This window comes from Kitasatospora sp. NPDC041917, from assembly GCF_055589745.1.
This window is the reverse complement of sequence record NZ_JBVJBI010000006.1, coordinates 320,894-345,773: the sequence shown is the minus strand read 5'-3', so window position 1 is coordinate 345,773 and position 24,880 is coordinate 320,894. Positions and strand designations below refer to the sequence as shown.

At 73.0% G+C, this 24,880-nt stretch carries 25 protein-coding genes and 1 pseudogene; 12 read left to right on the top strand and 14 right to left on the bottom strand.

Translation table 11 applies throughout. The annotated features are described in order from the left end of the window. A pseudogene (locus ACZ6EM_RS10450) lies at positions 1-500 on the bottom strand (hypothetical protein); the annotation flags it as partial. Positions 501-680: 180 nt separating this feature from the next. Then, positions 681-2,042 carry a type I glutamate--ammonia ligase gene (gene glnA / locus ACZ6EM_RS10445; RefSeq protein WP_359896944.1) on the bottom strand — a complete coding sequence of 454 codons (1,362 nt, stop codon included), beginning with the start codon at positions 2,040-2,042 and terminating at the stop codon, positions 681-683. A gap of 174 nt (positions 2,043-2,216) precedes the next feature. On the opposite strand from glnA, the gene ACZ6EM_RS10440 reads away from it, so the two are divergent. Next, complete coding sequence (locus ACZ6EM_RS10440; protein ID WP_401049290.1) at positions 2,217-3,971, top strand: NAD+ synthase; 1,755 nt, start codon at positions 2,217-2,219, stop codon at positions 3,969-3,971. Positions 3,972-3,974: 3 nt separating this feature from the next. Here the strand turns inward: ACZ6EM_RS10440 and ACZ6EM_RS10435 are convergent, their stop codons facing one another. The 3 genes from ACZ6EM_RS10435 to ACZ6EM_RS10425 form a co-directional block, all read right to left on the bottom strand. Continuing rightward, complete coding sequence (locus tag ACZ6EM_RS10435; RefSeq protein WP_452178352.1) at positions 3,975-5,030, bottom strand: endonuclease/exonuclease/phosphatase family protein; 1,056 nt, start codon at positions 5,028-5,030, stop codon at positions 3,975-3,977. A 196-nt stretch (positions 5,031-5,226) separates the two neighbouring features. Beyond that, entirely contained in the window at positions 5,227-5,856 is a 630-nt protein-coding gene (locus ACZ6EM_RS10430; RefSeq protein ID WP_401049286.1) for a TetR/AcrR family transcriptional regulator, read from the bottom strand. 161 nt (positions 5,857-6,017) lie between these two features. After that, complete coding sequence (locus ACZ6EM_RS10425; RefSeq protein ID WP_380540355.1) at positions 6,018-7,625, bottom strand: MFS transporter; 1,608 nt, start codon at positions 7,623-7,625, stop codon at positions 6,018-6,020. Between the two features lie 302 nt (positions 7,626-7,927). On the opposite strand from ACZ6EM_RS10425, the gene panB reads away from it, so the two are divergent. From panB to ACZ6EM_RS10410, 3 genes are all read left to right on the top strand, one after another. Beyond that, positions 7,928-8,797 (top strand): 3-methyl-2-oxobutanoate hydroxymethyltransferase, encoded by an 870-nt coding sequence (gene panB / locus ACZ6EM_RS10420; protein WP_359896934.1) that lies wholly within the window; start codon positions 7,928-7,930, stop codon positions 8,795-8,797. A gap of 201 nt (positions 8,798-8,998) precedes the next feature. Then, the gene (locus ACZ6EM_RS10415; protein ID WP_401055773.1) at positions 8,999-10,021 is read left to right on the top strand and encodes an ATP-binding cassette domain-containing protein; all 1,023 of its coding nucleotides are present in this window, start codon (positions 8,999-9,001) and stop codon (positions 10,019-10,021) included. After that, positions 10,018-10,851, top strand: coding sequence for an ABC transporter permease (locus tag ACZ6EM_RS10410; RefSeq protein WP_452178349.1), 834 nt, complete (start codon positions 10,018-10,020; stop codon positions 10,849-10,851). The genes ACZ6EM_RS10415 and ACZ6EM_RS10410 overlap by 4 nt, the downstream gene beginning before the upstream one ends. Positions 10,852-11,053: 202 nt before the next feature. Here ACZ6EM_RS10410 and ACZ6EM_RS10405 read toward each other — a convergent pair whose 3' ends face one another. After that, positions 11,054-14,452, bottom strand: coding sequence for an AfsR/SARP family transcriptional regulator (locus ACZ6EM_RS10405; protein WP_465772230.1), 3,399 nt, complete (start codon positions 14,450-14,452; stop codon positions 11,054-11,056). A 195-nt stretch (positions 14,453-14,647) separates the two neighbouring features. On the opposite strand from ACZ6EM_RS10405, the gene ACZ6EM_RS10400 reads away from it, so the two are divergent. After that, entirely contained in the window at positions 14,648-15,463 is an 816-nt protein-coding gene (locus ACZ6EM_RS10400; RefSeq protein WP_401049704.1) for a site-2 protease family protein, read from the top strand. 27 nt (positions 15,464-15,490) lie between these two features. On the opposite strand, the gene ACZ6EM_RS10395 is transcribed toward ACZ6EM_RS10400, so the two are convergent. Beyond that, positions 15,491-15,676 (bottom strand): hypothetical protein, encoded by a 186-nt coding sequence (locus ACZ6EM_RS10395; RefSeq protein WP_359896925.1) that lies wholly within the window; start codon positions 15,674-15,676, stop codon positions 15,491-15,493. Positions 15,677-15,788: 112 nt separating this feature from the next. Further along, positions 15,789-16,481, bottom strand: a complete 693-nt coding sequence (gene npdG, locus ACZ6EM_RS10390; RefSeq protein WP_380540376.1) for an NADPH-dependent F420 reductase — start codon at positions 16,479-16,481, stop codon at positions 15,789-15,791. A 47-nt stretch (positions 16,482-16,528) separates the two neighbouring features. Here npdG and ACZ6EM_RS10385 point away from each other — a divergent pair, with 47 nt between their 5' ends. Further along, on the top strand, positions 16,529-17,161 hold the full coding sequence (locus tag ACZ6EM_RS10385; protein WP_465772229.1) for a hypothetical protein: 633 nt from the start codon (positions 16,529-16,531) through the stop codon (positions 17,159-17,161). Positions 17,162-17,256: 95 nt separating this feature from the next. Beyond that, positions 17,257-18,594, top strand: a complete 1,338-nt coding sequence (locus tag ACZ6EM_RS10380) for an MFS transporter (protein ID WP_401049698.1) — start codon at positions 17,257-17,259, stop codon at positions 18,592-18,594. Positions 18,595-18,625: 31 nt separating this feature from the next. On the opposite strand, the gene ACZ6EM_RS10375 is transcribed toward ACZ6EM_RS10380, so the two are convergent. The 3 genes from ACZ6EM_RS10375 to ACZ6EM_RS10365 are packed head-to-tail and all read right to left on the bottom strand — an operon-like array spanning position 18,626 to position 19,439. Beyond that, complete coding sequence (locus ACZ6EM_RS10375; protein WP_465772228.1) at positions 18,626-18,889, bottom strand: type II toxin-antitoxin system RelE family toxin; 264 nt, start codon at positions 18,887-18,889, stop codon at positions 18,626-18,628. Next, positions 18,882-19,151, bottom strand: coding sequence for a type II toxin-antitoxin system Phd/YefM family antitoxin (locus ACZ6EM_RS10370; protein ID WP_401049696.1), 270 nt, complete (start codon positions 19,149-19,151; stop codon positions 18,882-18,884). Before ACZ6EM_RS10370 ends, ACZ6EM_RS10375 begins: the two co-directional genes overlap by 8 nt. A gap of 60 nt (positions 19,152-19,211) precedes the next feature. Further along, positions 19,212-19,439, bottom strand: coding sequence for a hypothetical protein (locus ACZ6EM_RS10365; protein WP_359896920.1), 228 nt, complete (start codon positions 19,437-19,439; stop codon positions 19,212-19,214). A gap of 112 nt (positions 19,440-19,551) precedes the next feature. Here ACZ6EM_RS10365 and map point away from each other — a divergent pair, with 112 nt between their 5' ends. Further along, positions 19,552-20,397 (top strand): type I methionyl aminopeptidase, encoded by an 846-nt coding sequence (gene map / locus ACZ6EM_RS10360; RefSeq protein WP_401049694.1) that lies wholly within the window; start codon positions 19,552-19,554, stop codon positions 20,395-20,397. Between the two features lie 42 nt (positions 20,398-20,439). On the opposite strand, the gene ACZ6EM_RS10355 is transcribed toward map, so the two are convergent. After that, positions 20,440-21,135: a bifunctional DNA primase/polymerase gene (locus ACZ6EM_RS10355; RefSeq protein WP_359896917.1), complete on the bottom strand. Its 696-nt coding sequence runs from the start codon at positions 21,133-21,135 to the stop codon at positions 20,440-20,442. A gap of 534 nt (positions 21,136-21,669) precedes the next feature. Between ACZ6EM_RS10355 and ACZ6EM_RS10350 the strand changes: the two genes are divergently transcribed. Together ACZ6EM_RS10350 and ACZ6EM_RS10345 are read left to right on the top strand one after the other, a co-directional pair. Beyond that, the gene (locus ACZ6EM_RS10350) at positions 21,670-21,900 is read left to right on the top strand and encodes a hypothetical protein (protein ID WP_452180816.1); all 231 of its coding nucleotides are present in this window, start codon (positions 21,670-21,672) and stop codon (positions 21,898-21,900) included. Between the two features lie 81 nt (positions 21,901-21,981). After that, a complete protein-coding gene (locus tag ACZ6EM_RS10345; protein WP_359896913.1) occupies positions 21,982-22,179 on the top strand; it encodes a hypothetical protein in 198 nt (65 codons plus the stop codon). Positions 22,180-22,303: 124 nt separating this feature from the next. On the opposite strand, the gene ACZ6EM_RS10340 is transcribed toward ACZ6EM_RS10345, so the two are convergent. Next, positions 22,304-22,981 carry a PadR family transcriptional regulator gene (locus tag ACZ6EM_RS10340; protein ID WP_359896911.1) on the bottom strand — a complete coding sequence of 226 codons (678 nt, stop codon included), beginning with the start codon at positions 22,979-22,981 and terminating at the stop codon, positions 22,304-22,306. A gap of 171 nt (positions 22,982-23,152) precedes the next feature. On the opposite strand from ACZ6EM_RS10340, the gene ACZ6EM_RS10335 reads away from it, so the two are divergent. Together ACZ6EM_RS10335 and ACZ6EM_RS10330 are read left to right on the top strand one after the other, a co-directional pair. Continuing rightward, on the top strand, positions 23,153-23,551 hold the full coding sequence (locus tag ACZ6EM_RS10335; protein ID WP_465772227.1) for an ACT domain-containing protein: 399 nt from the start codon (positions 23,153-23,155) through the stop codon (positions 23,549-23,551). A gap of 102 nt (positions 23,552-23,653) precedes the next feature. Beyond that, positions 23,654-23,911 carry a Prokaryotic metallothionein gene (locus ACZ6EM_RS10330; protein WP_465772226.1) on the top strand — a complete coding sequence of 86 codons (258 nt, stop codon included), beginning with the start codon at positions 23,654-23,656 and terminating at the stop codon, positions 23,909-23,911. A 130-nt stretch (positions 23,912-24,041) separates the two neighbouring features. Here the strand turns inward: ACZ6EM_RS10330 and ACZ6EM_RS10325 are convergent, their stop codons facing one another. Further along, positions 24,042-24,764 (bottom strand): GntR family transcriptional regulator, encoded by a 723-nt coding sequence (locus tag ACZ6EM_RS10325; protein ID WP_465772225.1) that lies wholly within the window; start codon positions 24,762-24,764, stop codon positions 24,042-24,044. Positions 24,765-24,880 lie beyond the last annotated feature (116 nt).

The window sequence follows — 24,880 nt, the reverse complement described above, 5'->3', positions numbered from 1 at the left end:
ACCCGGGAGCCGTCGATCAGGCCGAGGTCGGCGGAGCTGGCGGAGTAGATCGCGTCACCGAGCGGGCCGACCGAGCCCGGGTCGATGTTGATGTAGTTCATCTCGTACTTGTTGTTGATCGGCCTGGGGCCGAGGCCCTTGCGGGCGTCCAGGCAGGGCGGCTGCTCCGGGTCGAGCGGCGCCTTGGTCTCGTCGCAGGTCATCAGCGAGTTGCTGACCCGGGTGATGGAGCCGTGGAAGTCGCCCTCGAAGCGGGTGGTGAAGGGCAGTTGGTTCTCGGCGATCGTGGTGGCCCGCTGCTTCGCGCGCTGTGCGGGCTGGGCTTGCTGTGCGTGCTGGACACCCGCCTCCGGCCCGGAGGGCGTCCCCGAACCACGGGCGTCGGCGATGGTCGGGGCGGCCAGCAGCTGGCCGGCGACGGCGGCGACGGCGGCGCCCGCGACGCAGGTCCTGCGGAGGAGCAGACGGGTGGCGGAGGCGCGACTGACGGAGGAGATCATGTGATCCTCTTTCAGGATGGACGGACGAGCAGGCCGGTCGGACCACAACCCTCCGTCACATAAGCATCACATTCCGCCACCGGTGCGGCGATTCCGCCGCAGGTCCACTCCATAGGAGGGCCCGCTGCCGCCCTCCTGGGCGACAGCGGGCCGACGGGGGTTTGAGCGGCCGTCACCCGCTCACAGCACCTGGAGGTTCTTCCGCAGCTCGAACGGGGTGACCTCGGAGCGGTACTCCTCCCACTCCTGGCGCTTGTTGCGCAGGAAGAAGTCGAAGACGTGCTCGCCGAGGGTCTCGGCGACGAGTTCGCTGCGCTGCATCAGGTCGATGGCCTCGCCGAGGTTCTGCGGCATCGGCTGGATGCCGAGGGCGCGGCGCTCGGAGTCGGACAGCGCCCACACGTCGTCGTCGGCGCCGGGCGGGAGCTCGTAGCCCTCCTCGATGCCCTTCAGGCCGGCCGCGAGGGTGACGGCGTAGGCGAGGTACGGGTTGCAGCCGGTGTCCAGGGAGCGGACCTCGATCCGGGTGGAGCCCTGCTTGCCCGGCTTGTACATCGGCACCCGGATCAGTGCCGAACGGTTGTTGTGGCCCCAGCAGATGTAGGACGGCGCCTCGCCGCCGGCCCCGGCGGTGCGCTGGGAGCCGCCCCAGATCCGCTTGTAGGAGTTCACCCACTGGTTGGTGACGGCGGCGGTCTCGGCGGCGTGCTTCAGCAGGCCCGCGATGAAGGACCGGCCGACCTTGGACAGCTGGTACTCGGCGCCGGACTCGTGGAACGCGTTGCGGTCGCCCTCGAACAGCGAGACGTGGGTGTGCATGCCGCTGCCGGGGTGCTCGGAGAACGGCTTGGGCATGAAGCTCGCGTGCACGCCCTGCTCCAGCGCGACCTCCTTCATGACCAGCCGGAAGGTCATGATGTTGTCGGCGGTGGACAGCGCGTCGGCGTAGCGCAGGTCGATCTCCTGCTGGCCGGGGGCGCCCTCGTGGTGCGAGAACTCGACCGAGATGCCCATCGACTCCAGCATGGTGATCGCCTGTCGGCGGAAGTCGTGGCCCACCCCGCGCGGGGTGTGGTCGAAGTAGCCGGAGTGGTCGGCGGGGATCGGCGGGGTGCCGTCGCCGGGCAGGTTCTTCAGCAGGAAGAACTCGATCTCCGGGTGGGTGTAGAAGGTGAATCCCTGCTCGGAGGCCTTCTCCAGGGTGCGCTTGAGCACGAACCGGGGGTCGGCGTAGGACGGCGATCCGTCCGGCATCAGGATGTCGCAGAACATCCGGGCGGTGCCCGGGGTCTCCGAGCGCCACGGCAGGATCTGGAAGGTGGTCGGGTCCGGCTTGGCGATCATGTCGGACTCGTACACCCGGGCGAAGCCCTCGATCGCCGAGCCGTCGAACCCGATGCCCTCCTCGAAGGCCTGCTCCAGCTCGGCCGGCGCCACCGCGACCGACTTCAGGAACCCGAGCACGTCGGTGAACCACAGCCGGACGAACCGGATGTCACGCTCTTCGAGCGTCCGAAGCACGAACTGCTGCTGCTTGCCCATGGGGACAGTCTCACCTCTGCTCTTTACGCTCGTGTTACGCCCCGGAGGCCGTGGAAAGACCTCGTAAAGCGGTTGCCCCCATCATGGCCGATCCCCGCCCGGCCCGGCAGCGCCGACCCCCGCCGCGGACCCCCGCCCAGGACATCGCGTCAGTTGGACGATTACACTCGGGGCATGCCCAATCTCCGTCTCGCCCTGAGCCAGATCGACCCCTGGGTCGGTGACCTCGCCCGCAACGGCGACGAGGTGGTGCGCTGGACCAAGCGGGCCGCGGAGGCCGGCGCGCAGTTGGTCGCCTTCCCCGAGATGGCCCTCACCGGATACCCGGTGGAGGACCTCGCCCTGCGCCACTCCTTCATCGAGGCCTCCCGCGCCGCGCTGGTCGAGCTGGCCGGCCGCCTGGCCGCGGAGGGGCTGGGCGAGGTCCCGGTGGTGGTCGGCTACCTCGGGCGCTCCGAGCACGCCTCGCCGCGCTTCAACCGTCCGGCCGGCTCTCCGCAGAACTGCGCCGCGGTGCTGCACCGGGGCGAGGTGGTGACCCGATTCGCCAAGCACCACCTGCCCAACTACGGCGTGTTCGACGAGTTCCGCTGGTTCGTCCCCGGCGACCAGCTGCCGGTGCTGCGGCTGCACGGGGTGGACGTCGCGCTGGCCGTCTGCGAGGACATCTGGCAGGACGGCGGCCGGGTCACCGCCGCCCGCGAGGCCGGCGCCGGGCTGCTGCTGGTGATCAACGGCTCCCCGTACGAGCGGAACAAGGACGACCAGCGGCTGGAGCTGGTGCGCCGCCGGGCGGCCGAGGCGGGCTGCACCCTGGCGTACGTCAACATGGTCGGCGGCCAGGACGAGCTGGTCTTCGACGGCGACTCGATCGTGGTCGGCGCGGGCGGCGAAGTCCTGGCCCGCTCCCCGCAGTTCGAGGAGCACCTGCTGGTGCTGGACCTCGACCTGCCGGCCGCCGCGGGGGACGACACCGACGGACTGCTGCTGAGCGACGGGCTGCACCTGGTCCGCACCGAGCTGGGCGGCGAACCGCAGGACGCGCCCGCCGGGAGGCTCACCGCCGGGGTGGCGCCGCGGCGGTCCGACGAGGCCGAGATCTGGGCCGCGCTGGTCTCCGGCACCCGGGCGTACGTGACCAAGAACGGCTTCTCGTCCGTGCTGATCGGCCTCTCCGGCGGCATCGACTCGGCGGTGGTGGCCGCGATCGCGGTGGACGCGGTGGGCGCGCGGAACGTGCACGGCGTCTCGATGCCCAGCCGCTACTCCTCCCAGCACTCCCGGGACGACGCGGCCGAGCTGGCCCGCCGCACCGGACTGCCCCTGCGGACCGTCTCCATCGCCCCGATGTTCGACGCCTACCTGGCGGCGACCGAGCTGACCGGCCTCGCCGAGGAGAACCTCCAGTCCCGGCTGCGCGGCACCCTGCTGATGGCGATCTCCAACCAGGAGGGGCACATCGTGCTCGCGCCCGGCAACAAGAGCGAGCTGGCGGTCGGCTACTCGACGCTGTACGGCGACTCGGTGGGCGCCTACGGACCCATCAAGGACGTCTACAAGTCACTGGTGTTCCGGCTGGCCCGCTGGCGCAACGAGGAGGCCGTGCGGCGCGGCGAGGTGCCGCCGATCCCGGAGCACACCATCACCAAGCCGCCGTCCGCCGAGCTGCGGCCGGACCAGGTGGACACCGACTCGCTGCCCGACTACGACCTGCTGGACGGCGTGCTGGCCCGCTACATCGAGGGCGACGAGGGCCGGGACTCGATCGTGGCGGACGGCTTCGACCCGGCCGTGGTGGACCGGGTGGTCCGGCTGGTCGACAGCGCCGAGTACAAGCGGCGCCAGTACCCGCCGGGCCCGAAGGTCTCGGCCAAGAACTTCGGCCGGGACCGCCGCCTGCCGATCACCAACCGCTGGCGGCGCGGCTGACCGCTACGCCGAGTACCGGTAGGTGGCGGCCACCGCGAGGTGGTCGCTGCCGTCCCGGGACAGGGTGCGGGAGTCCACCGGCGTGAGCCCGCCCTTGCTCATGATCTGGTCGATCCGGGCCATCGGGAAGGCCGCCGGCCAGCTGAAGCCGAAGCCGTCGCCGGCGGCGCCCTGGGCCGAGCGCATCTGCGAGGTGACCGGCGCCAGGCTGCGGTCGTTCATGGTGCCGTTGAGGTCGCCGAGCAGCAGGACCTTCTTCAGCGGCTCGGCCTGGATCGCGTTGCCGAGCGCCTGCGCACTGAGGTCCCGCTGGTTGACGGTGAAGCCGCCCTCGGCCTTCAGCCGCACCGAGGGCAGGTGCGCCACGTACACGGCGACCGGGCCCTGCGGGGTGGTGACCTCGGCCCGGAAGGCCCTGGTCCAGCCCATCTTCAGGTCCACCGGGGAGATGTCCTCGATCGGGTACTTCGACCAGAGCCCGACCGTGCCCTCCACGGTGTGGTACGGGTAGGCGCCGGCGAGCCCGGTCTCGTACGAGCGCAGCTGCCGGCCGGCCAGCTCCTGCAGGGCGACGATCTGGGCGCCGGAGTCCACCAGGGTGCGGACGGTGCCCGGCACGTCGGTGTTGGCGGCGGCGACGTTGTGGCTGACCACCGTCCAGTCGCCCTTGCCGCCGCTCTTGTCGGACAGCAGCCCGCCGAACAGGTTGACCCAGAGCACGACGGGCAGCAGCAGGGCCAGCAGCGCGGTGGCGGAGCGGCGCAGCAGCGCGGGTACCAGCAGCACCGGGACGGCCAGGCCCAGCCAGGGCAGGAAGGTCTCCAGCAGGCTGCCGAGGTTGCCGACGCTGTTGGGCACCTCGGCGTGGAAGGCGAGCAGCGCGGCGGTGAGCACGGCCAGCGCGGCGACCACCAGGCCGCGCCGCCAGGTGCCGCTGCCGCGGGCGTCCCGGCCCCAGTGGCGCAGGCCGAGGAAGCCGCCGCGACGCACCGCGGGGGCCGGGCCGTCGGCGTCGCCCCCGGGGGCCGCGATCCGCTCGGTCCTGTCCGCCTGCGCCATGAAGTGGCTCCCGTCGCTCGTGCCGTCGCCGCTCCGGTGTCCGGCCCGTCGTCGGGCGGGCACTCACCGGACCGGTGCCGGTTTGATCGATTGTCCGGCTCAGCCTATGCCGGGACAGACGTCGGTCCCGCTGAGCGGGTTCCGGCGTGGCCGGGTTTGGTGAGCGAGGCCACGTTCGGGCGCGGGTCGGGCGGGGTCAGCGGGGTGCGAGGCCTTCGAGCACGGAGTCGACCAGCTTGCGGGCCAGGTCCGGGTCCTCCAGGTCGGAGTCGTCCCACAGGATGCTGCGGTAGAGGATCGGCCCCATCAGGAGGTCGTTGAGCAGTTCCAGGTCGAGGTCGTCGCGGATCACGCCCTCGGCGACGGCCTGGCGGATCAGGCGGAGCCCGACCTCCCGGCGCGGCTTGATCACCCGCTCCCGGTACGCGGAGTACAGCTCGGGCAGGGTCTGCATCTGGCCGAGGGCGGCCTTGAGCACCCAGCGGGTGCGCTTGGCCAGGCCGCGCCGGCGGACGTGGTCGACCAGGGCGATCAGGTCGGCCCGGGCGCCGGCGCCGGTGGGCTCCGGCAGCGGCTCCTCCAGCCGGCTGACCACGTCGACCAGCAGGGCCTCCTTGTTGGACCAGCGCCGGTAGATGGTGGCCTTGCCGACGCCACCGGCGGCGGCGATGCCCTCGATGGTGAGCTCGGACAGCGCGGTACCGCCGGCCATCAGGTCCTCGACGGCCGTGAAGATGGCCTGCTCGGCGGCCTCGCTCCGGGGCCGGCCACGGCGTACCTCCGCGCAGTGCTGCCCGGTGTCGGCGGTCGGCGTGTCCGTCTTCATCCCCGCTGTCTCTCCCTCGCTCTCCCCGGCGGCGCTGGCGCCGTGGGGTGTCCCTCGGTGGGTCCGCGGCGGGGGCCCGCCCCGGACCGAGGCCCTGCCGCCCGGGGCGCACCCGGGTGGCAGGGCCATTGTCGCTCAGTCACGGTGGGCCCGGCCGCTGGTCAGGCCTCCGCGGCCGCGGCCTCGCGCTCCTGGCCGCGCTGTTCGGGGGCCGGGCCGGCCGGGCCGGCGGGGGCGGCCGAGCGGCGCGGCAGCAGGAACCAGGCGACGACGGCGCCGATCACCGAGACGCCCGCCGAGAGCGAGGCCACCACGTGCATGGCGTGGACGAAGGCGTCGTTCGCCGGGGCGATCAGCGCCTGGCCGCCGGGGATGCGGTCGGCGATGGCCAGGGTGGCCTCCAGCGACTCGCCGGCCTTGTCGCGCAGGCCCTCGGGCAGGTGGGTCAGGGTGTCGGCCATCCCGTCGCGGTAGACGGTGGAGAGCACCGCGCCGAGCACGGCGACCCCGAGCGAGCCGCCGACCTGGCGGAAGGTGTTGTTGACGGCCGAGCCGGCACCGGCCTTCTCCCGGGGCAGCGAGGCCATGATCGCGACGGTGACCGGCGGCATGACGTGTGCCATGCCGGCGCCCATCACCAGGCCGAGCACGACCAGCACCCAGATCGGGGTGGTGGCGGTCAGCACGACGTAGCCGACGAAGCCGACCGCGACCAGCAGCATGCCGCAGGTCGCGGTGGCGGCGACGCCGAAGCGGTCGACCACCAGCCGGGCCCGCGGGGCGAACACCAGCTGGGCGGCGGCCAGCGGCAGCATCAGCACACCGGCCTGGAGGGCGCTGTAGCCGCGCACGCTCTGGATGTAGAAGACGCCGAAGAACGAGACGCCCATCAGCGCGAAGAAGATCACGCCGACGACCACCACGGACGCGCTGAACACCTTGTTGCGGAACCAGGTGACGTCCAGCGCGGGGAACGCGGTGCGGCGCTCGAACCAGACGAAGGCGACCAGCGCGACCACGCCGACCAGGGTCGGCGCCCAGGCCTCGACCGCGGTGAAGTCGGCCAGCTCGCCGCCCTTGATGATGCCGTAGATCAGCGCGACCAGGCCGACGATCGACAGCAGCACGCCGATCGGGTCCATCCGGCCCGGGCTGGGGTCCTTGGACTCGGGGACCAGGATCACCATCGCGATCACCGCGACGACCACGATCGGGACGTTGATCAGGAAGACCGAGCCCCACCAGAAGTGCTCGATCAGCAGGCCGCCGGTGATCGGGCCGATGGCGATGGCCAGGCCGACCGCGCCGGCCCAGATCCCGATCGCCTTGGGCTGCTCGGAGCGCTCGAAGACGTTCATGATGATCGCCAGCGTGGCGGGCATCGCGAGCGCGCCGCCGACACCCATCAGGGCGCGGTAGCCGATGAGTTCACCGGGCGAGGCGGCCAGCGCGGACAGCAGCGAGGCGATGCCGAAGACCACCATGCCGGCCAGCAGCGCGCGCTTGCGGCCGAACCGGTCGCCGAGCAGGCCGGAGGTGAACAGCAGCCCGGCGAAGACCAGGGTGTAGGAGTTGATCGACCATTCCAGGTCGCTCTGGGTGGCCCCGAGTCCGACCGGCGCGGGCGTCGCGATGGTCTTCATCGCGACGTTGAGGATCGAGTTGTCGAGCACGACGACGAGCAGGGCGAGCAGCAGGGTGCCGAGGATCGCCCAGCGCCGACGGTGGATGGCTTCCGGCACGCGGGGTGGCGCGGCTGCGGTGGTCATGGGTGTTTCCCGTCCGTGGTGGTGTGACACTGGCGGGCATTCCGAGCCGCATACGTCTCGTAACCCCCCGCACCAGAGTAACGGGCGATACGATACGAGACGAATCCGTTTCGTAAAGAGCAGGCAAATTCGGCGGCCGCCCGCGCACCCCGGCGGGGGGTGACCCGCGCGCCCGGTGTGTCCTGGATCGCACCGGGACGCCCGCACCCCTCTTTGCGCGGGCGCCGGGGCGTGCAAGCATGGAGGTGATCCGGGGACGCCGTACGGCGCCACGAGACGACAACCCTTCAGGAGTCCGTTCGATGAACGCTTCTACGCCTTCGCCTGCCCAGAACCAGGCGTCGACCGCCACCCTCTACGGCGGGGTCACCAACCGCCGTGTCACCGTCCGCGACCTCGCCGCCGCCAAGCAGCGCGGCGAGAAGTGGTCGATGCTCACCGCCTACGACGCCCTCACCGCGGGCGTGTTCGACGAGGCCGGCATCCCGGTGCTGCTGGTCGGCGACTCGGCGGGCAACTGCCACCTCGGCTACGAGACCACCGTCCCGGTGACCATGGATCAGATGGTGATGCTCTCCGCCGCCGTCGTCCGCGGCACCGAACGGGCCATGATCGTCGCCGACCTGCCGTTCGGCTCGTACCAGGAGTCCCCCGCGCAGGCCATGCACAACGCGGCCCGGCTGATGAAGGAGGCCGGGGTCGGCGCGGTCAAGCTGGAGGGCGGGGAGCGCAGCGCCCGCTCGATCGAGCTGCTGGTCGAGGCCGGCGTCCCGGTGATGGCCCACATCGGCCTCACCCCGCAGTCCGTGCACGCCCTCGGCGGCTACCCCGTCCAGGGCCGCGGCGACGAGGCGGCGCACCAGCTGCTGCGCGACGCCAAGGCCGTCCAGCAGGCGGGCGCCTTCGCCGTGGTGCTGGAGGCCGTCCCGGCCGAGCTGGCCGCCCAGGCCACCGAGCAGCTGGCGATCCCGACCGTCGGCATCGGCGGCGGACCGGACACCGACGCCCAGGTGCTGGTCTGGACCGACATGGCCGGCATGACGGCCGGCCGGGTGCCCAAGTTCGTCAAGCAGTACGCCGACCTGCGGACCGTCCTCGGCGACGCCGCCCGGGCGTACGCCGAGGACGTGCGCTCCGGCGCCTTCCCGGCGGCGGAGCACAGCTTCCGCTGACGCCCGCTCCTCGCGGCCCCGTTCCGGTTCGGAGCGGGGCCGCTGCCGTCCCCGGGGGCCGCTGTCGTACCCCCGGCCTCTGCCGTACCCGGGGCCGCGTCCGGCGCCCGGGGAGCGCCTCCGGCGGCCGGTGACAGCGGCCTGACAGCACACGGCGCCGGCCGACAGGGAGCTGACAGCGCGGACGGACACCCTGGGGGCATGACACGAATCGCGACAGCCCCGAACGACCGGGGAACCACCTCTCGGAACGCCGTGGAGGTGCACGGCATCGTCAAGCACTACGGCGAGACCAAGGCCCTCGACGGGGTCGACCTCACCGTCGAGGAGGGCACCGTCCTCGCCCTGCTCGGCCCCAACGGCGCCGGCAAGACCACCCTGGTGCGCGTCCTCTCCACCCTGATCAAGCCGGACGCCGGCACCGCGTTCGTCGGCGGCTACGACGTGCTGCGCCAGCCCAAGCAGCTGCGCCGCACGATCGGCCTCACCGGCCAGTACGCCTCCGTGGACGAGCTGCTCTCCGGGTACGAGAACCTCTACCTCATCGGCCGGCTGCTCGACCTCCCCCGCAAGGAGGCCAGGGCCCGGGCCGCCGAACTGCTGGAGCGCTTCTCGCTCACCGAGGCCGCCAAGCGGACCGCCAAGACCTACTCCGGCGGCATGCGCCGCCGCCTCGACCTGGCCGCCAGCATGATGGGCCGCCCCCGGGTGCTCTACCTGGACGAGCCCACCACCGGCCTGGACCCGCGCACCCGCAACGAGGTCTGGGACGAGGTGCAGCGCATGGTCGCCGAGGGCAGCACCGTGCTGCTGACCACCCAGTACATGGAGGAGGCGGAGCAGCTCGCGAACGAGCTGACCGTCATCGACCGCGGCCGGGTGATCGCCAACGGCGCCGTCTCCGAGCTCAAGGCCAAGGTCGGCGGCCAGACCCTCCAGGTCCGCCCGACCGACCCGGCCGAGCTGCCGGAGATGGCCCGCTGCCTGCACGAGAGCGGCATCCTCAACGCCACCTTCTCCGCCGACACCGGCCTGCTCGCGGTGCCGATCACCGGCGAGGAGCAGCTGACCGCGGTGATCGGGGTGCTCGGCACCCGCGGCTTCGCCGTCGCCGGCATCGACACCAAGGTGCCCAGCCTGGACGAGGTCTTCCTCGCCATCACCGGCAAGCCCGCCTCCGCCGCGGTGCCCGCCCCCAGCCTCGCCAAGGAGCCCGTCGCATGACCACCGCCACGCTCACCCCCTCCCGGGCCCGGGACGCCCGGCCGCCGGCGGAGGACTCCCGGATCGGCCTGTCCGGCACCCTGCGCCACGTCGGCGCGCTGACCCGGCGCAACCTGATGCGGATCAAGGCCGACCCGGAGTCGATGTTCGACGCCGTGCTGATGCCGATCATCTTCACCGTGCTGTTCGTCTACGTCTTCGGCGGCGCGATGGCCGGCAACCAGGACGACTACAAGCAGTACCTGATCCCCGGCCTGCTCGGACAGACCGGCCTCACCCTCGCGATGGCCGTCGGCACCGGCCTCAACAGCGACTTCCAGACCGGCGTGATGGACCGCTTCCGGACCCTGCCGATCGGCCGGGCCTCGGTCCTGCTGTCCAAGATCGTCGCCGAGACCCTGCGCGGACTGCTCTCCTTCGCGATCCTGATCGGCTTCGCGATGTGCATCGGCTTCGAGGTGCGGACCGGACCGCTGGAGGTGCTGGCCACCATCGGCCTGGCCCTGGTGTTCGGCATGTCGATCGTCTGGATCTCGATGCTGCTGGGCATGGCCCTGCGCAGCGCCCAGGCCGTCCAGGGCGTGGCCATGCTGGTCCTGATGCCGATGCAGTTCGGCAGCTCGATCTTCGCCAGGCCCGACACCATGCCGGGCTGGCTGAAGTCCTTCACCGAGGTCAACCCGCTGTCGGCGCTGGCCGACGCCTCCCGCTCCCTGCTCAACGGCGAGGGCCCGGTGGCCCACCCGGTGATGATCGTGCTGGTCTGGTCGGCCGCCGTCACCGCGATCTTCGCCCCGCTGGCGGTCGCCCGGTTCCGCAAGCGGACCTGACCCCACGACCGCCGTCGGCTCCCCCTCGACTCCCGCCGGGGAGGGCCGGCGGGCGAGAACGGCCGGCCGCCCGGGACAGGCGCCGGCCGCGGAACGGGCCCGTGCGGCCGGTGACCGGGGGACGGGCGCCGGCCGCACGGGCCCAGGGAGTCCGGGGAGTCCGGGAAGTCCGGGGAGCCCGCAGAGCCCGCGGAGCCCGGGGCTAGCCGATCAGCCCCTCCAGCAGCTCGAAGGCCTGCTCCTGGGACGTCCCGACCCCGCCGGCCCGGGCCTCCTCGTACTCGGCGTCGCCCATCAGCTCCCGCAGGACGGCCTCCGTGCGCGCCCGCTCGGACCGCTCCAGGTAGCCGCCCTTGGGGCCGTTCAGCCCACCGTGCGCGCCGATCAGCACCGCCGCCGCCCGGGCCCGCTCCAGGTCCCCGTCGCGCCGGGCGAAGCTGCACAGCACCGCCGTCACCGCGGGCACCACCATGACCGTCATGTGCTCGGCGAAGCCGCTCGCCGCCGTCACCGCCCGCAGCTGCCGCCAGCCGTCGCGCAGCAGCTCGAACCCCGCCTCCGGATCGCCGGCCCGGGCCGTGATCCAGCCCCGGGCGCTCAGCAGCATCCCGGTCACCAGGCTCGGCGCGAAACCGCCGACCCGGACCGTGTCCAGCTCGTCCAGCTCGGCCAGCGCCAGCTCGAACTCGCCGCGCTGGGCGTGCAGACCGCAGAGCGTCAGGTGGCCGAACATCAGGGCCCCGGTGGTGGACTGGTTGAGTCCCGGGGTCTCGATCGAGGCCAGCGCCTCCCGGACGACCCGCTCGCCGCGGTCCACGTCGTGCTCCAGCAGGGCGGTGCCCAGATTCACCCGCAGGATCGGCACCTCCAGCGGCGCCCCCAGCTCCTCGACCAGCCCGATCGCCCGCTCGTACGCCTCCGCGGCGGCCGCGGACTCGCCCCGGTTGGCCAGCGACTCGCCGTGCGCCGACAGCGCCTGGGAGATCCCCCAGAGGTCGCCCGCCCGCTCGTACAGCTCCAGCGAGCGCTTGCCGTCCACGATGCTCTGCTCCGCGCCGCTCGGCCAGTCGTTCAGCATCCTGGCCCGCACCTGCAGGATGAACGCCAGGTCGCTCGGCCCGCCGTACCGCTCGCAGCCGAGCACGGCGTCGTCCAGCAGGTCCTTCATCACCTCCAGGCGGCCGGCCAGGAACGCGCCGAACACCCGCATCAGCGCCGGGAAGCGGTAGGACTGCGGCAGGTCCGGGGTGTAGGCGTCCATCAGCCGCTGGGCGACCTCGACCGCCTCCGGGTCGCCGAGGACGTCCAGGTTGCCCTCGAACAGCCCGATCAGCCGGAACATCGCGAGCAGCCGGCGGGCCTCCTCGACCACCGGCGCGGACAGCGGCGGCTCGTACGCGAACACGCTGTGCTCCAGCGGCACCGCCCGCGGGGCGTCCGGGGCGAACGGGTCCGGGCCGAGCGCGCCGACCGCGGTGTACCAGGTGCGCGCCTCCATGCTGTAGCCGCGCAGCGACCAGTACCAGCTCATGCCGAGGGCGAGCAGCAGCGCCTGATCCTCGTCCCGCAGGTCGATCGCCCGGCGCAGCGCCGCGCGGATGTTGTCCTGCTCGCGCTCCAGCACCGCCAGCCAGTGCAGCTGCCGGGGGCCGTGGATCTGCGTGTCCGCGACCGAGATCATGGTGCGGAAGTGCGCCAGGTGACGGGCCTCGGTGGCGGCGCGGTCCGCGGCGGACGCGGCCAGGCGCTCGGTCGCGTACTCGTGGATGGTCTCCAGCATCCGGTAGCGCGGCAGGCTGGCCCCGTCCAGGTCGGCCACCAGCAGGGACTTGTCGACCAGCGACAGCAGCAGGTCGGCGACCTCGCCGGTGGCCACCTCGACGCCGTCGGCGCAGACCGCCTCGGCGTCCTCCAGCTGCCAGCCGCCCGCGAACACCGCGAGCCGGCGCAGCACCGCCCGCTCCCGCTTGCCCAGCAGGTCCCAGCTCCAGTCGACCACCGCGCGCAGCGTCTGCTGGCGCGGCAGCAGGGTGCGGCTGCCCGCGGTGAGCAGCGCGAACCGGCCGTCCAGCCGGTCGGCTATCTGGCGCGCCGTCATCACCCGCAGCCGGGCGGCGGCCAGTTCGATGGCCAGCGGCAGCCCGTCCAGCCGGCGGCAGATCTCGGCGCAGGCCTCCGGGTCGCCCTGCGGATCGAAGCCGGGACGGGCGGCGGCCGCGCGCTCGACGAACAGCCGCAGCGCGACCGGGTCGGGTAGCGGCTCCACCGGCAGCACCGTCTCCCCCGGCACGCCCAGCGGCTCGCGGCTGGTGGCGAGCACCGTCAGCCCGGGGCACTCGGCGAGCAGGACGTCGGCGAGGTCGGCGGCCGCCTGGATCAGGTGCTCGCAGTTGTCCAGGACGAGCAGCATCCGGCGGTGGCCGCAGTGCTCGACCAGCCGGCGCACCGGGTCCTCGGCCCGCTTCTCGATCACCTCGGCGACCATGCTGGTGCTGTGCAGCACGATCTCGCGCAGGCCGAGCGCCGAGACCACGGCGGCGGGCACCGCGTCCGGGCTCTCCAGCGGGGCGAGTTCGGCCACCCAGACGCCGTCCGGCCAGCCTCCGGCGGACTGCTCGGCGCGGCCGGCCTCCGTCGAGAGGCTGGTCTTGCCGGAGCCGCCGGGGCCGGTCAGGGTCACCAGCCGACGGTCCGTCAGCATCGCGCGCAGCGCGGCGAGATCGTCCTCGCGGCCGACGAAGCTGGTCAGCCGGCCGCGCAGGTTGCCGCCGGGGCGCGGGAGTTGGGGCGCCGCGGGGGCGGGGGCGGGATCCGGGTTCCGCCCCTCCTGGGCCGCCGGGGCCTTCGGGGTCGCCGGGGCCGCCGGGCCCGTCAGCTCCGTCGGGTCCGTCGGAGCGAGCAACTCGGCGTACAGGGAACGGAGTCCGCGCCCCGGGTCGACGCCGAGCTCGTCGGCCAGGGCGCGCCTGGTCCGCTCGTAGTGGCGCAGCGCCTCGGCCGTCCGCCCGCTCTCGTGCAGCGCCCGGATCATCAGCAGCTGCAACGGCTCGTCCAGCGGCTGCCGTTCGCACAGCTCGGCCAGCTCGGCGATCAGCTCGGCGGCCCGGCCGAGGCCGAGGTCCGCGGTGATCCGGTGGCGCCGGGCCTCCTCGTGCTGGGCCTCCAGCCGGACGGCCGGGCCGGTGCGGTCCGGCAGGTCGGCGAGCGCGGGGCCGCGCCACAGGGCCAGGGCGGCGCGCAGCCGCTCGGCCGCGAGCGCGTGGTCCCCGGCGTCCAGGGCGCGGCGGCCCTCACCGGTCAGCCGCTGGAAGTCGGCGAGGTCGGTGGCCGGGCCGGTCAGCCAGTACCCGGCCGGGCCGGAGCCGACCTCGTCCCGGCCGATGGTCCGGCGCAGCCGGCCGACCAGGGTCTGGAGCGCGGCGGAGGAGTCCTGCGGCGGCTCGGCCTCCCACACCTCGTCCACCAGCAGGTCGGCCGGCACCGGCCGGCCCTGCCGCAGGGCCAGGGCGGTGAGCAGGGCCCGCAGCCGGGCGCCGCCGATCGCTACCGGCGTGCCGTCGTCGTGGTGGGCCGTCGTCGTCCCGAGGATGCCGTAGTGCACCGCACCATTCTGGTCGATGCCCGGGGGAAGGGCCGCACAATTGTGCTGGGCCCCTCCCGGCCCCGGCACGTAGGGTGGAACGCCACCGCGCGCCCGGACGTTCACCCGGGACGGCTTGTCCGGTCACCGGCCCGCCCGGCATGATCGACCCGCTCGCGCCCGCCCGCCTTCCCCTCCCCACGGAGCACCCAGACCATGACCTTCGCCGCCACGCCGCGCTCCCGCAGCGAGGACCGCCGGATCAGCCCGGTGTTCTGGGCGCTCCTCGCCGTCCTCGGCACCTCCGGCTGGGCGGTGCACCAGGGTTACGGCAACGCCTCGTTCGGGGTGTTCCTGTTCGTGGTCGCGGGCTGGATGGTCTCCCTCTGCCTGCACGAGTACGCCCACGCGCGCACCGCGCTGCACGGCGGCGACATCAGCGTCGGGGCCAAGGGCTACCTCACGCTCAACCCGCTGAAGTACGCCAACGTGCTGCTCAGCTTCGTGCTGCCGATCGTCTTCGTGATCCTCGGCGGCATCGGCCTGCCCGGCGGCTCGGTCTGGATCGAGCGGCACCGCGTCCAGGGCCGGCTCAAGCACAGCCTGATCTCGGCGGCCGGCCCGCTGGTCAACCTGCTCATCGCGGCGGCGCTGCTGATCCCGATCGGCGCGGGCTGGCTGGACGACCCGACCGTGCACGCGGTCTGGGAGGGCCACGAGCTGATCATCTCGCCGTTCTCCGGCGCGCTGGGCTTCCTCGGCTTCCTCCAACTGAGCGCGGCGGTGCTGAACCTGCTGCCGGTGCCCGGGCTGGACGGCTACGGGATCGTCGAGCCCTGGCTGTCGTACCGGACCCGGCGGGCCATCGAGCCGTTCGCGCCGTACGGGATGCTCGCGGTGTTCGCGCTGCTGTGGCAGCCCCAGGTGAACCAGTTCTTCTTCGGGATCGTCCACGGCCTGATGAGCCTGTTCGGGGTGGACCAGGACTACGCCACGCTCGGCCGGTACCTGTTCAGCTTCTGGAAGAACTAGCCCCACCGGCGGTCCGCGGGCAGGGCCTCAGCCCTGCTCGGCGGCGGCCGCGGCGATCCGGGCCCGGCGACGGTCCATCCACAGCACGTTGCTGGCCACGCCGGCCAGCGGCAGCCAGATCAGGCCCAGCCAGAAGCCCTGGACCAGCGAGACCACCAGGGCCACGAGCGCGAGGACGACGGCGGCCAGGGCGAAGAGGGACGTGCGAGGCATGGCGGGAGGCTCCTAGAACGGGTGCGGGCGGCCGGGTCACGGCCGCCACCCATTGTCGCCGACCTCACCTCCGGAGCCGGTCCAGGGGTGAGGTCGACACGGCCCGTGCCGGTCAGACGTCGGTGATCCGCAGGCCCGCGTGGGCCTTGTAGCGGCGGTTGACCGAGATCAGATTGGCGACCAGCGACTCCACCTGGTGGGCGTTGCGCAGCCGGCCCGCGTAGATGCCGCGCATCCCGGGGATGCGGCCGGCCAGGCCCCGCACGACATCGGTGGCGTCCCGGTCGTCGCCGAGCACCATGACGTCGGTGTCGATGCTCTCCACCGACTCGTCCTGGAGCAGCACCGCCGAGAGGTGGTGGAACGCGGCGGTGACCCGGGAGTCCGGCAGCAGGGCGGCGGCCTGCTCGGCGGCGCTGCCCTCCTCCGGCTTCAGCGCGTACGCGCCCTGCTTGTCGAAGCCCAGCGGGTTGACGCAGTCGACGACGATCTTGCCCGTGAGCTCCTCGCGCAACGCGGTCAGGGTGGCGGCGTGGCCGTCCCACGGGACCGCGATGATCACCACGTCGCTCTCCCGGGCGACGGTGGCGTTGTCGGCGCCGCGCACGCCGAGGCCCAGCTCGGCCGCCGAGGCCTCGGCACGGGCGGCGTCACGGGAGCCGATGAGCACCTGCTGGCCGGCCTTGGCCAGCCGCAGGGCCAGTCCCCGCCCCTGGTCGCCGGTGCCGCCGAGGACACCGACCACCAGCTGCGAGACGTCCGGCACCTCGTGGGCCGGGTTTGTCGCTGAATCGAGGGAAGTCATGGGCCGATCCTGCCAAATCCCCGGCCCGGCGGGACATCCTGGCCCGCATGGACGCGGTGAGAGTTTCGGCACTCCGGGAACGGCTGACGGGAACGGGCTGGCTGGAGGCGGTCGGCGGCTTCGCCGGGGCGCTGCGCCGCTCGGTGGAACGGCGCGGGGCGAGCGGGCTGCTGCTGGTCGGCACCGAGGCGTACGAGCCCTGGCACCTGGCCGCCCACCTGGACGACGAGGCCGCGTGGTCGGACGTCCCCCGGCTGGCGCCCACCCTGCTGCGGCACAGCCCGCCGGCCGGCGCCCCCGCCCACCTGCTGCACGACCTGCGGCGGCTCACCGGGGCCGGGCGCGGCGACACCGTGCTGGTGGTGGTCCCGGAGGCGGCCGGCGCCCCGCTGCTGGAGCGGGTGCAGGACGCCCGGCGGCGCGGCGCGACCGTGCTCGCGCTGGACGGCGGCGCCCCGGCCGGCGCCGGGACGGCCGGCGGCCCCGGTGGCCCCGGCGGCCTCGGCGAGCTCGCGCACGAGCGGCTGGCCGTCGGCACCGCCGCCGAGGGGCCCTTCGACCTCGCCCAGCACCTGGTCAGCGTCGCCGCCGGGCAGCGGACCCACCGCCGCTCCGTCCGGGACCGGCTCGCCCGACTCGCCGAACGGCTGACCTCGACGCCCGCGATCAGCCGCTGGTGAACCGGGCGCCCGAACCACCGGTGCGCGCGTCCCGACCGCCGACGGGCCGAAAACCCTTTGCGGAAGCGGTGACCGCCGTCCGAGGATGACGGTTCGTGAACGTCGACGAACCCCCGTATCCCTCCGTGCCCGGGCGCGCCCGGAGGCTGCTGCGATCGCTGACACCCGACCTGGCACCCTGGCGTGCCTCCCGCGACTTCCGCTACCTGTGGACCTCCGGCTGCGTCACCAGCTTCGGCGGCTTCCTGACCCTCGTCGCCGTACCGATGCAGATCAAGGAGCTCACCGGCTCCTCCTTCGCGGTCGGCCTGATCGGCGCCGTCGAACTCGTCCCGCTGATCGTCTTCGGTCTCTGGGGCGGCGCCCTCGCCGACGCCCTGGACCGCCGGAAGCTGGTGCTGCGGGCGGAGGTCGCGCTCGGCCTGCTGGCCGGGCTGCTGCTGGTCAACGCCCTGCTGCCGCACCCGCTGCTCTGGCCGATCTACCTGGTCGCCGCACTGGTCGCGGCCGCCGACGGCATCCAGCGCCCGGCGCTGGACTCGCTCCTGCCCCGGCTCGTCCCGCACCAGCACCTGACCGCCGCGTTCGCCCTCAGGTCGCTGTACCACAACGCCGCTTCGGTGGCCGGTCCGGCGCTGGCCGGGGTCGTGGTGGCCTTCGCCGGGGTGCAGACCGCGTACGCGCTGGACATCCTCACCTTCGCGGTCTCGCTGTTGCTGCTCGTCCGGATCAAGGCGGTGCCGCCGCCCACCGGCGCCGAACGGCCGTCCGTCCGGGCGGTGCTGACCGGCGTCCGCTACGCCTGGAGCCGCAAGGACCTGCTCGGCACCTACGCGATCGACCTCTGCGCCATGCTGTTCGCCTACCCGGTGGCCGTCTTCCCCTTCCTGGCCTCGGAGTTGGGGGCGGACTGGGCGCTCGGCCCGATGTACGCGGCCTCCGCCCTCGGCGCCCTGCTGGTCGGCGCCACCAGCGGCTGGACCTCCCGCGTCCACCGGCACGGGCGGCTGCTGGTGGCCGCCGCCGTCGGCTGGGGCGCGGCGATGGCGCTCGCCGGACTGTCCGAGCACATCGGGCTGGTGCTGCTCGGCCTGGCGCTGGCCGGCGGTGCCGACGAGATCAGCGGGCTCGCCCGCTCGACCATGTGGAACCAGTCCATCCCCGACGAGTTGCGCGGGCGGATGGCCGGCGTCGAACTGCTCAGCTACTCCGTCGGCCCGCAGCTCGGCCAGGTCCGGGCCGGCACCATGGCCGGGCTGGTCGGCGTGCGCGCCGCCGTCTGGGCCGGCGGCGTCGCCTGCGTGGTCGCCGTGCTCGCGGTCGCCGCCGCCCTGCCGAAGCTGCTCGGCTACGACGACCGCACCGACCCCCACGCCGCCGCCGTCCGCGCCGAGCACGAACGCGCCGAACGGGAGGCCGCCCCGACGGCGTGACGAGCCCGCCGGGCGGGGCCCGGTGTTTCCGTCAGGTGCCGTAGATCGTGGAACGGTGGCCGACGTGGACGATCCACACCACCACCTGCCCGTTGTCGACCGTATGGACGATGCGGTGGCCGCCCACGCGCAGGCGTCGACGCTCGGGCTGCGACACGAGTGCGGTGGTGTTGGAGCCGAACGGATCGCTCTCCAGCTCGGTCAGCTTGGCCAGGATGCGAAGCGCCATGTCACGAGGGATCTTCCGGAGCTCGGCCTGGGCCTCCGGCCGGAAGACGGTGCGGTACTCACTCACTGCGGGCCAGCGTCTCCCGCATGACGTCCTCGATCGGCACGCCCGGCGCGGGATCGGCCATCCGCTCGTCGATGATCCGGTTGATCTCGCGCGCTTCCCACTCCTGGTACTTCCGCAGGACCTCGATCGACACGACGGCGGCAACCTCCTTGCCCCGGCGCGTGATCACGGTGGGTACGTCGTCCCGGTCGGCCCGCTCGACGACCTCTGCCAGGTGCGCGCGGACATCGCGGATCGACTCCCTGGGCAACGGCTGCGTCATGAGCCCAAGTGTACGTGATGACCCAGGTGTACACATGGGCTCGGCACCGCACCGGGCGGGCTACTCGGCGTCGTCCTTCGGCTTGTCGCTCCAGCGCGGGTCGTTCTGCCACTCGCGGTTGCGCTCGTCGGCGATGCGCAGCGCCTGGGCGGCCTCCTCGGGGGTGGCGTACGGGCCCAGGCGGTCCTTCGCCGGGCACTCCGGGCCCTCTTCGACCTTGTTGTGCTTGATGCAGTAGAACCACTCGCCGGGTTTGCCGGTCGGCTTGCGGTTGAATCCGAGGGGCATGGCGCTCTCCCGTTCAGAAGGCCAGAAGGATGGGTCGGTACCGATCATTCCCCGCCCCGGCCCGGGCCGCACACCCCCCGGGGCCCCGGGGACCGGCGACTAGACTCGCGGCATGGCTCTCGTACCCGGCATCCAGTCCCCCACCCGCAAGGTCCCGGCGCACATCGCGCGCCCCGAGTACGTCGGCAAGTCCGCGCCGACGCCGTACACCGGGCCCGAGGTGCAGACCGCCGAGACGATCGAGAAGATGCGGATCGCGAGCGGGATCGCCGCCCGGGCGATGGAGGAGGCGGCCAAGCTGATCGCCCCCGGCGTCACCACCGACGCGCTGGACGCCGTGGCCCACGCCTACATGTGCGACCACGGCGCCTACCCGTCCGACCTCGGCTACCGGGGCTTCCCCAAGTCCGTCTGCACCTCGATCAACGAGGTGATCTGCCACGGCATCCCGGACTCGACGGTGCTCCAGGACGGCGACATCGTCAACATCGACGCCACCGCGTACATCCACGGGGTGCACGGCGACCTCAACGCCACCTACCTGGTCGGTGACGTGGACGAGGAGTCCCGGCTGCTGGTCGAGCGCACCCGGGAATCCCTCGCCCGGGCGATCAAGGCGGTCAGGCCGGGTCGTCAGATCAACGTCATCGGGCGGGTCATCGAGTCCTACGCCAAGCGCTTCGGGTACGGCGTGGTGCGGGACTTCACCGGACACGGCATCAACACGTCGTTCCACTCCGGCCTGATCATCCCGCACTACGACAGCGAGCGGGCCACCGAGGTGATCAAGCCGGGCATGACCTTCACCATCGAGCCGATGCTGACCCTGGGCACCTACGACTACGAGATCTGGGAGGACGGCTGGACGGTCGTCACCAAGGACCGCAAGCGCACCGCCCAGTTCGAGCACACCCTGGTGGTCACGGCGGACGGCGCGGAGATCCTCACCCTGCCGTGACCGGGGCACGGCCGGCGTGACCCGCGCCGCCCGGCGGGCGCCCTAGCCGATCAGCCACTGCTCCTCGGCGACGGCGCCCACCTCGGTGCAGGCGTCGGTGAGCACGTCCAGCACCCGCAGCGGGTCCGGCAGCGGCTGCTCGGGCCCGCGCAGCCACCTCACGTGGGAGCCGTCCGGCAGCGCGGCCGGCGGCAGCAGGGTGTACGAGCCGCGGCAGTGCCAGCGCAGGCCGGGGTGCTCCGACATGGTGTCCGGGGTGGAGTCGAGCGCGCTCGGCCACCACTCGTCCTCGTCCTGGGGGGTGCCGCGGGTGGCGGTGAAGAACAGGTAGCGGTCCTCGCCGACGGCGGCGACCGGGCCCTCGACGCCCAGTGCGGTCAGCCGCTCCAGCGCCAGCCGTCCGGCCTCCGCCGGGACGTCCAGCACGTCGTGCACCCGGCCGGTGGCGGTGATGAAGTTGGCCTGCGGGTCGCGGGCGAGCCAGCGGGAGAGCTGCTCGGGGTCGGTGGTGGCCTGGGTCTGCCAGGCGAAGGAGACCGGGTGCTGGGCGGGGGCCGGGCAGGCCACCCGGTCGCAGGAGCACCGGTAGCCGGCCGGGTGGGCGGCGGGCGCGAGCGGGAATCCGGCGCGCGCGGCACCGAGCAGCTGATCGAGTCCGGCGGCCGGGTCGTCGGCGCCCCCCGCCCGCTGACGTTCACGCTTCTGCCACCAGGTCGTCCACCTGCTGCCGGCTTCCATCGGGCCCCTTCCGCGCAACTGCCGTGCCTGGTGCGACACAGCGTTCGACGTACCACTCGACGCAACGCACGGCGCCCCCGACTGCTTCCCGGGGTGCTCGGCCCTGACGTCCGCGCCCTGCCGGCCGTGGACCGGGGTCACCGGGCGGCCGACGCCCGGGTCACGGTACGCAGTCGCGGCAGCACGCTGTCCGCGCCAAATCGGCCGGAGGGCGCGCGGATTCGCGCCTCGCCCGGCCCGTACGGGCCCGCTGACCCGGGTGGACCCCGAGGGCGTAACAGGAAGGATAAGGGTGCGGGGGGCCTCCGGATGACCGGGGGCGGTGCCTCTCCGGTCACACTCGCGGTGACGCCCACGGGCGCACCCCGGGCACACTCCCGGCACGCCGCCCGCACGCGACGTCCCGCCCGCCCTCCCGTCCGGGAGCCCCCGGTCGTCCCGGCGCTCCCCCTCCGGTGCCCCGTCCGGCGCCCCGGGCACGGCCCCGGCCCTGGTCCCGGTCCCGGTCCGGCGCGGAGGTGAGACCCTGGGGGGATGAAGAGCGCGGACACCGCATTCGTCGGCGGCCCCCTGGACGGGACGATCCTGCCCATCCCCCTGGGGCCGATACTCGGCGTGCCCAAGAAGTACAAGGTTCCGGTCCCCGCGCACGGCGAGGCCGCCGCGCGCACACTGGTGTACGTCCGGAGCAAGCAGGTTCGGGGCCTGAGCTGGTTCTGGCGCTACGAGTACGACGAGGCGGCCACCGTCCGCGCCTCCGGCTGACGGGCCGCGCGCTTCGCCGTCGCCCTGCGTCGCCCCGTGTTGCCCTGTGTTGCCCTTCGTTCGCCTCCCGGGGAGGTCGGCATGGCGAGGACGGTACGGCACCCGAGGAGCCGCTCCCGGGCGGTGGAGCACCACAACCGGCAGGTCGCGGGCGTCACCGGGGTGCTGCTCCTGGTGGTGTGCCTCTACAGCGTGGCCATCGGGCCGAACGCCTGGCTCTGGTTCGGCTGGGCGGTGCTGCTGCTGGTGTCCGTGGCGCTGTTCACGGTCCGGCCGTGAGGGCCATGAGCCCCGCGAGGTCCGTACGGCCCTCCCCCGGACCGCCCGGGCAGGCGGCACCGCCCGTCCCGGTCCCCCGCGGTTCGCCCGGCGGCGCTTCCCACGGGTCCTCCCCCCGGGCCGGTCAGTCGTCCTCGGCGAGGATGAGGTACAGCTTCTTGCGGGCCTCGGTCAGTACGGTCAGGCCCTTGGCGCGCTGCGCCTCGGTGCCGGTGGCCATGACCTGCCGGATCGCCTGGTCGACGGCGGCGAGTGCCTGGCCGACCTCCTGGACGGCCTCCCAGTCGACCTCCCGGCCGGCCTCCGCCCACGGTTCGGCCGGCCCGGCGTCGGCCTCGGCCCGGCCCGCGTCGGTGAGCGAGACCAGCCGCTTGCCACCGACCTCCTGCGCGGTGATCAGGCCCTCCTCCTCCAGCAGCTGGAGGTTGGGGTAGATCGACCCCGGGCTGGGCCGCCAGGCCCCTCCGGTCCGCTCGGTGATCTCGGCGATCATCTCGTAGCCGTGCATCGGCCGCTCCTTGAGCAGCGCCAGCAGCGAGGCCCGGACGTCACCGCGCCGGGCCCGGCCGCCGCGCCGGCCGTGCGGGCCTCCGCGCCGGCCGCCGTGGCCGCCGAAGCCGTGCCCGAACGGGCCGCCCATCGGCCGGCCGGGGCCGCCGCCGCCGAACGGCGGGCCGAACCCGCCGAACGCCTCCCGGCCCTCGACTCCCTCCCCGGGCATCCCCCGGAACTCGGGGCCCGGGCCGCGGCGCCGGCCGCCGCCCGGGCCGCCTCCGCGCGGGCCTTCCCAGCGGAATCGCATTCCTTGACCTTCCGAGCGCATCGCGCCCACCTCCGTCTCCACGGTTCGACGAGGCAGTCGAGTTACTGTCTCGATAGCTCGACGATATATCGGTGACTGTCGCTCGTCAACGGATTCCGACACGCCCACGGAGCACGACGCATCCCCCGTCCAGCCGCTACGGTGGCGGGCATGGCCGCAGAACGAGACCTCGCGACGCTGCTGCGCGCAATGAGCCCGCAGCTCAACCCGGGGCGGTACGTCTACTGCACGCTCCCCGCCCGGGTGCCCGCCGGCATGCGGCCGGTGGTGACCGTCGCCGAACCCGAGGGGGTGACGATGGTGGTCGCCCAGGAGGAGGCGGACGCGCTCGGGCTGCGCTACGAGTACGTGGCGGCCTGGATCACCCTGCGGATCCACTCGGCGCTGGAGGCCGTCGGGCTGACCGCCGCGGTGTCCGGCCGGCTCGCCGAGGAGGGCATCAGCTGCAACGTGGTGGCCGGTTTCCACCACGACCACCTGTTCGTCGCCGCCGACGACGCCGACCGCGCCGTCCGCGCCCTGGAGGACCTCGCCGCCCGCCCCACCTGAGCCGCCGCCCGCCCCCTCCGGGTGGCCGCCGCCGACCGGGCCTTCGACACTGGGAGACGAGCCGCCCCGCCGGGTCGGCCCCACCGGAAGGAGACGGCCGCCATGGCCATCTGCGTCACCTGCGGCAACGACTACTGGCTGGCCTTCGAGATCAAGACGGTCACCGGCGACACCTACACCTTCGACAGCTTCGAGTGCGCGATGGAGAAGCTCGCGCCGCGCTGCGAACAGTGCCACGTCCGCATCGTCGGCCACGGCGTCGAGGTCGCCGGCATGTTCTTCTGCTGCGCCAACTGCGCCCGCGTCAACGGCGGCCTCGGCGACCAGATCCGCGACGCCGTCGGCGCCCGCCCCGCCTGACCGGCGGGAGGAGGGAGCGGGCTGGGAACCCGTTCCTTGTAGTCCTCTGGACGCTCGAAGCAAAGCAAACCGCCCCGGCCTACTCGGCCGGGGCGGTTCTTTCGTTCGGTACTGATCCAGGTCCAGCTACTCAGGTGCCGTACTCGTAGCCGATCGTGACTCGTGTCGGCACGACCCAGAGGCCGAACTCGATCACGCCCTCGTCATCAGACCAGCGGTGAACCCCTCCCAGCACCGGCGATCCCACGCGGAGCCCCAACGCCGATGCCTCCCGGGCATCGCACTCCCGGGCGTGCACGTCGTCCCGGGCATGCGTGATCGTCCGACCAGACGCCTCAAGCACCTTCGCAGTGAGCCCTGCATTCTTGCTGGGCGCGGTCGAAAGCAAGTCAGGCACCAGCGCGGCGAAGTGCGCCGGATACCAGACCACCGCCAGCATGGTGCGGGTCTTGCCCCGTCCGGCGACGTACTCGCGTCGAACAAGCTGGTCGCCGGGGTCGAGATTGAAGATGTCCTGCACGTACAACGGCGGGACAACCAGCTCGGCCGCCGTGACCCGGCTGGTCTCGCCTTCCATCAGGCTGGACCTCAGCCGCTGGACCATCGCCAGCCGATCCCGTCCCGTTGCGGTTGCTGTCGCATCGTCCGCCACGAAGGTTCCGCGGGGGCTGGTCCTGATGAGTCCTTCAACCAGCAGCTGGTTCAAGGCCCTACTGACAGTTGCTGTCGCCACGTTCCACCGCTGGCACATCTCCCTGTTAGTGGGGAGCTTCTCACCGGACACAAGTTCGCCGGTGAGGATCGCCTGCCGGTAGTGGTCAGCGATCGCGGTGAACGTCTTTGGGCTGGCCATGCGCTACTCCTCAGTCGAGGTGATAGTCACTCAGGAGCACACTAGTGCACCGACATTCGACCCGAAAGCACTTCCCTAAGCTCTACCTTCTGCTCTAGGACACGAAGATTGTGCTC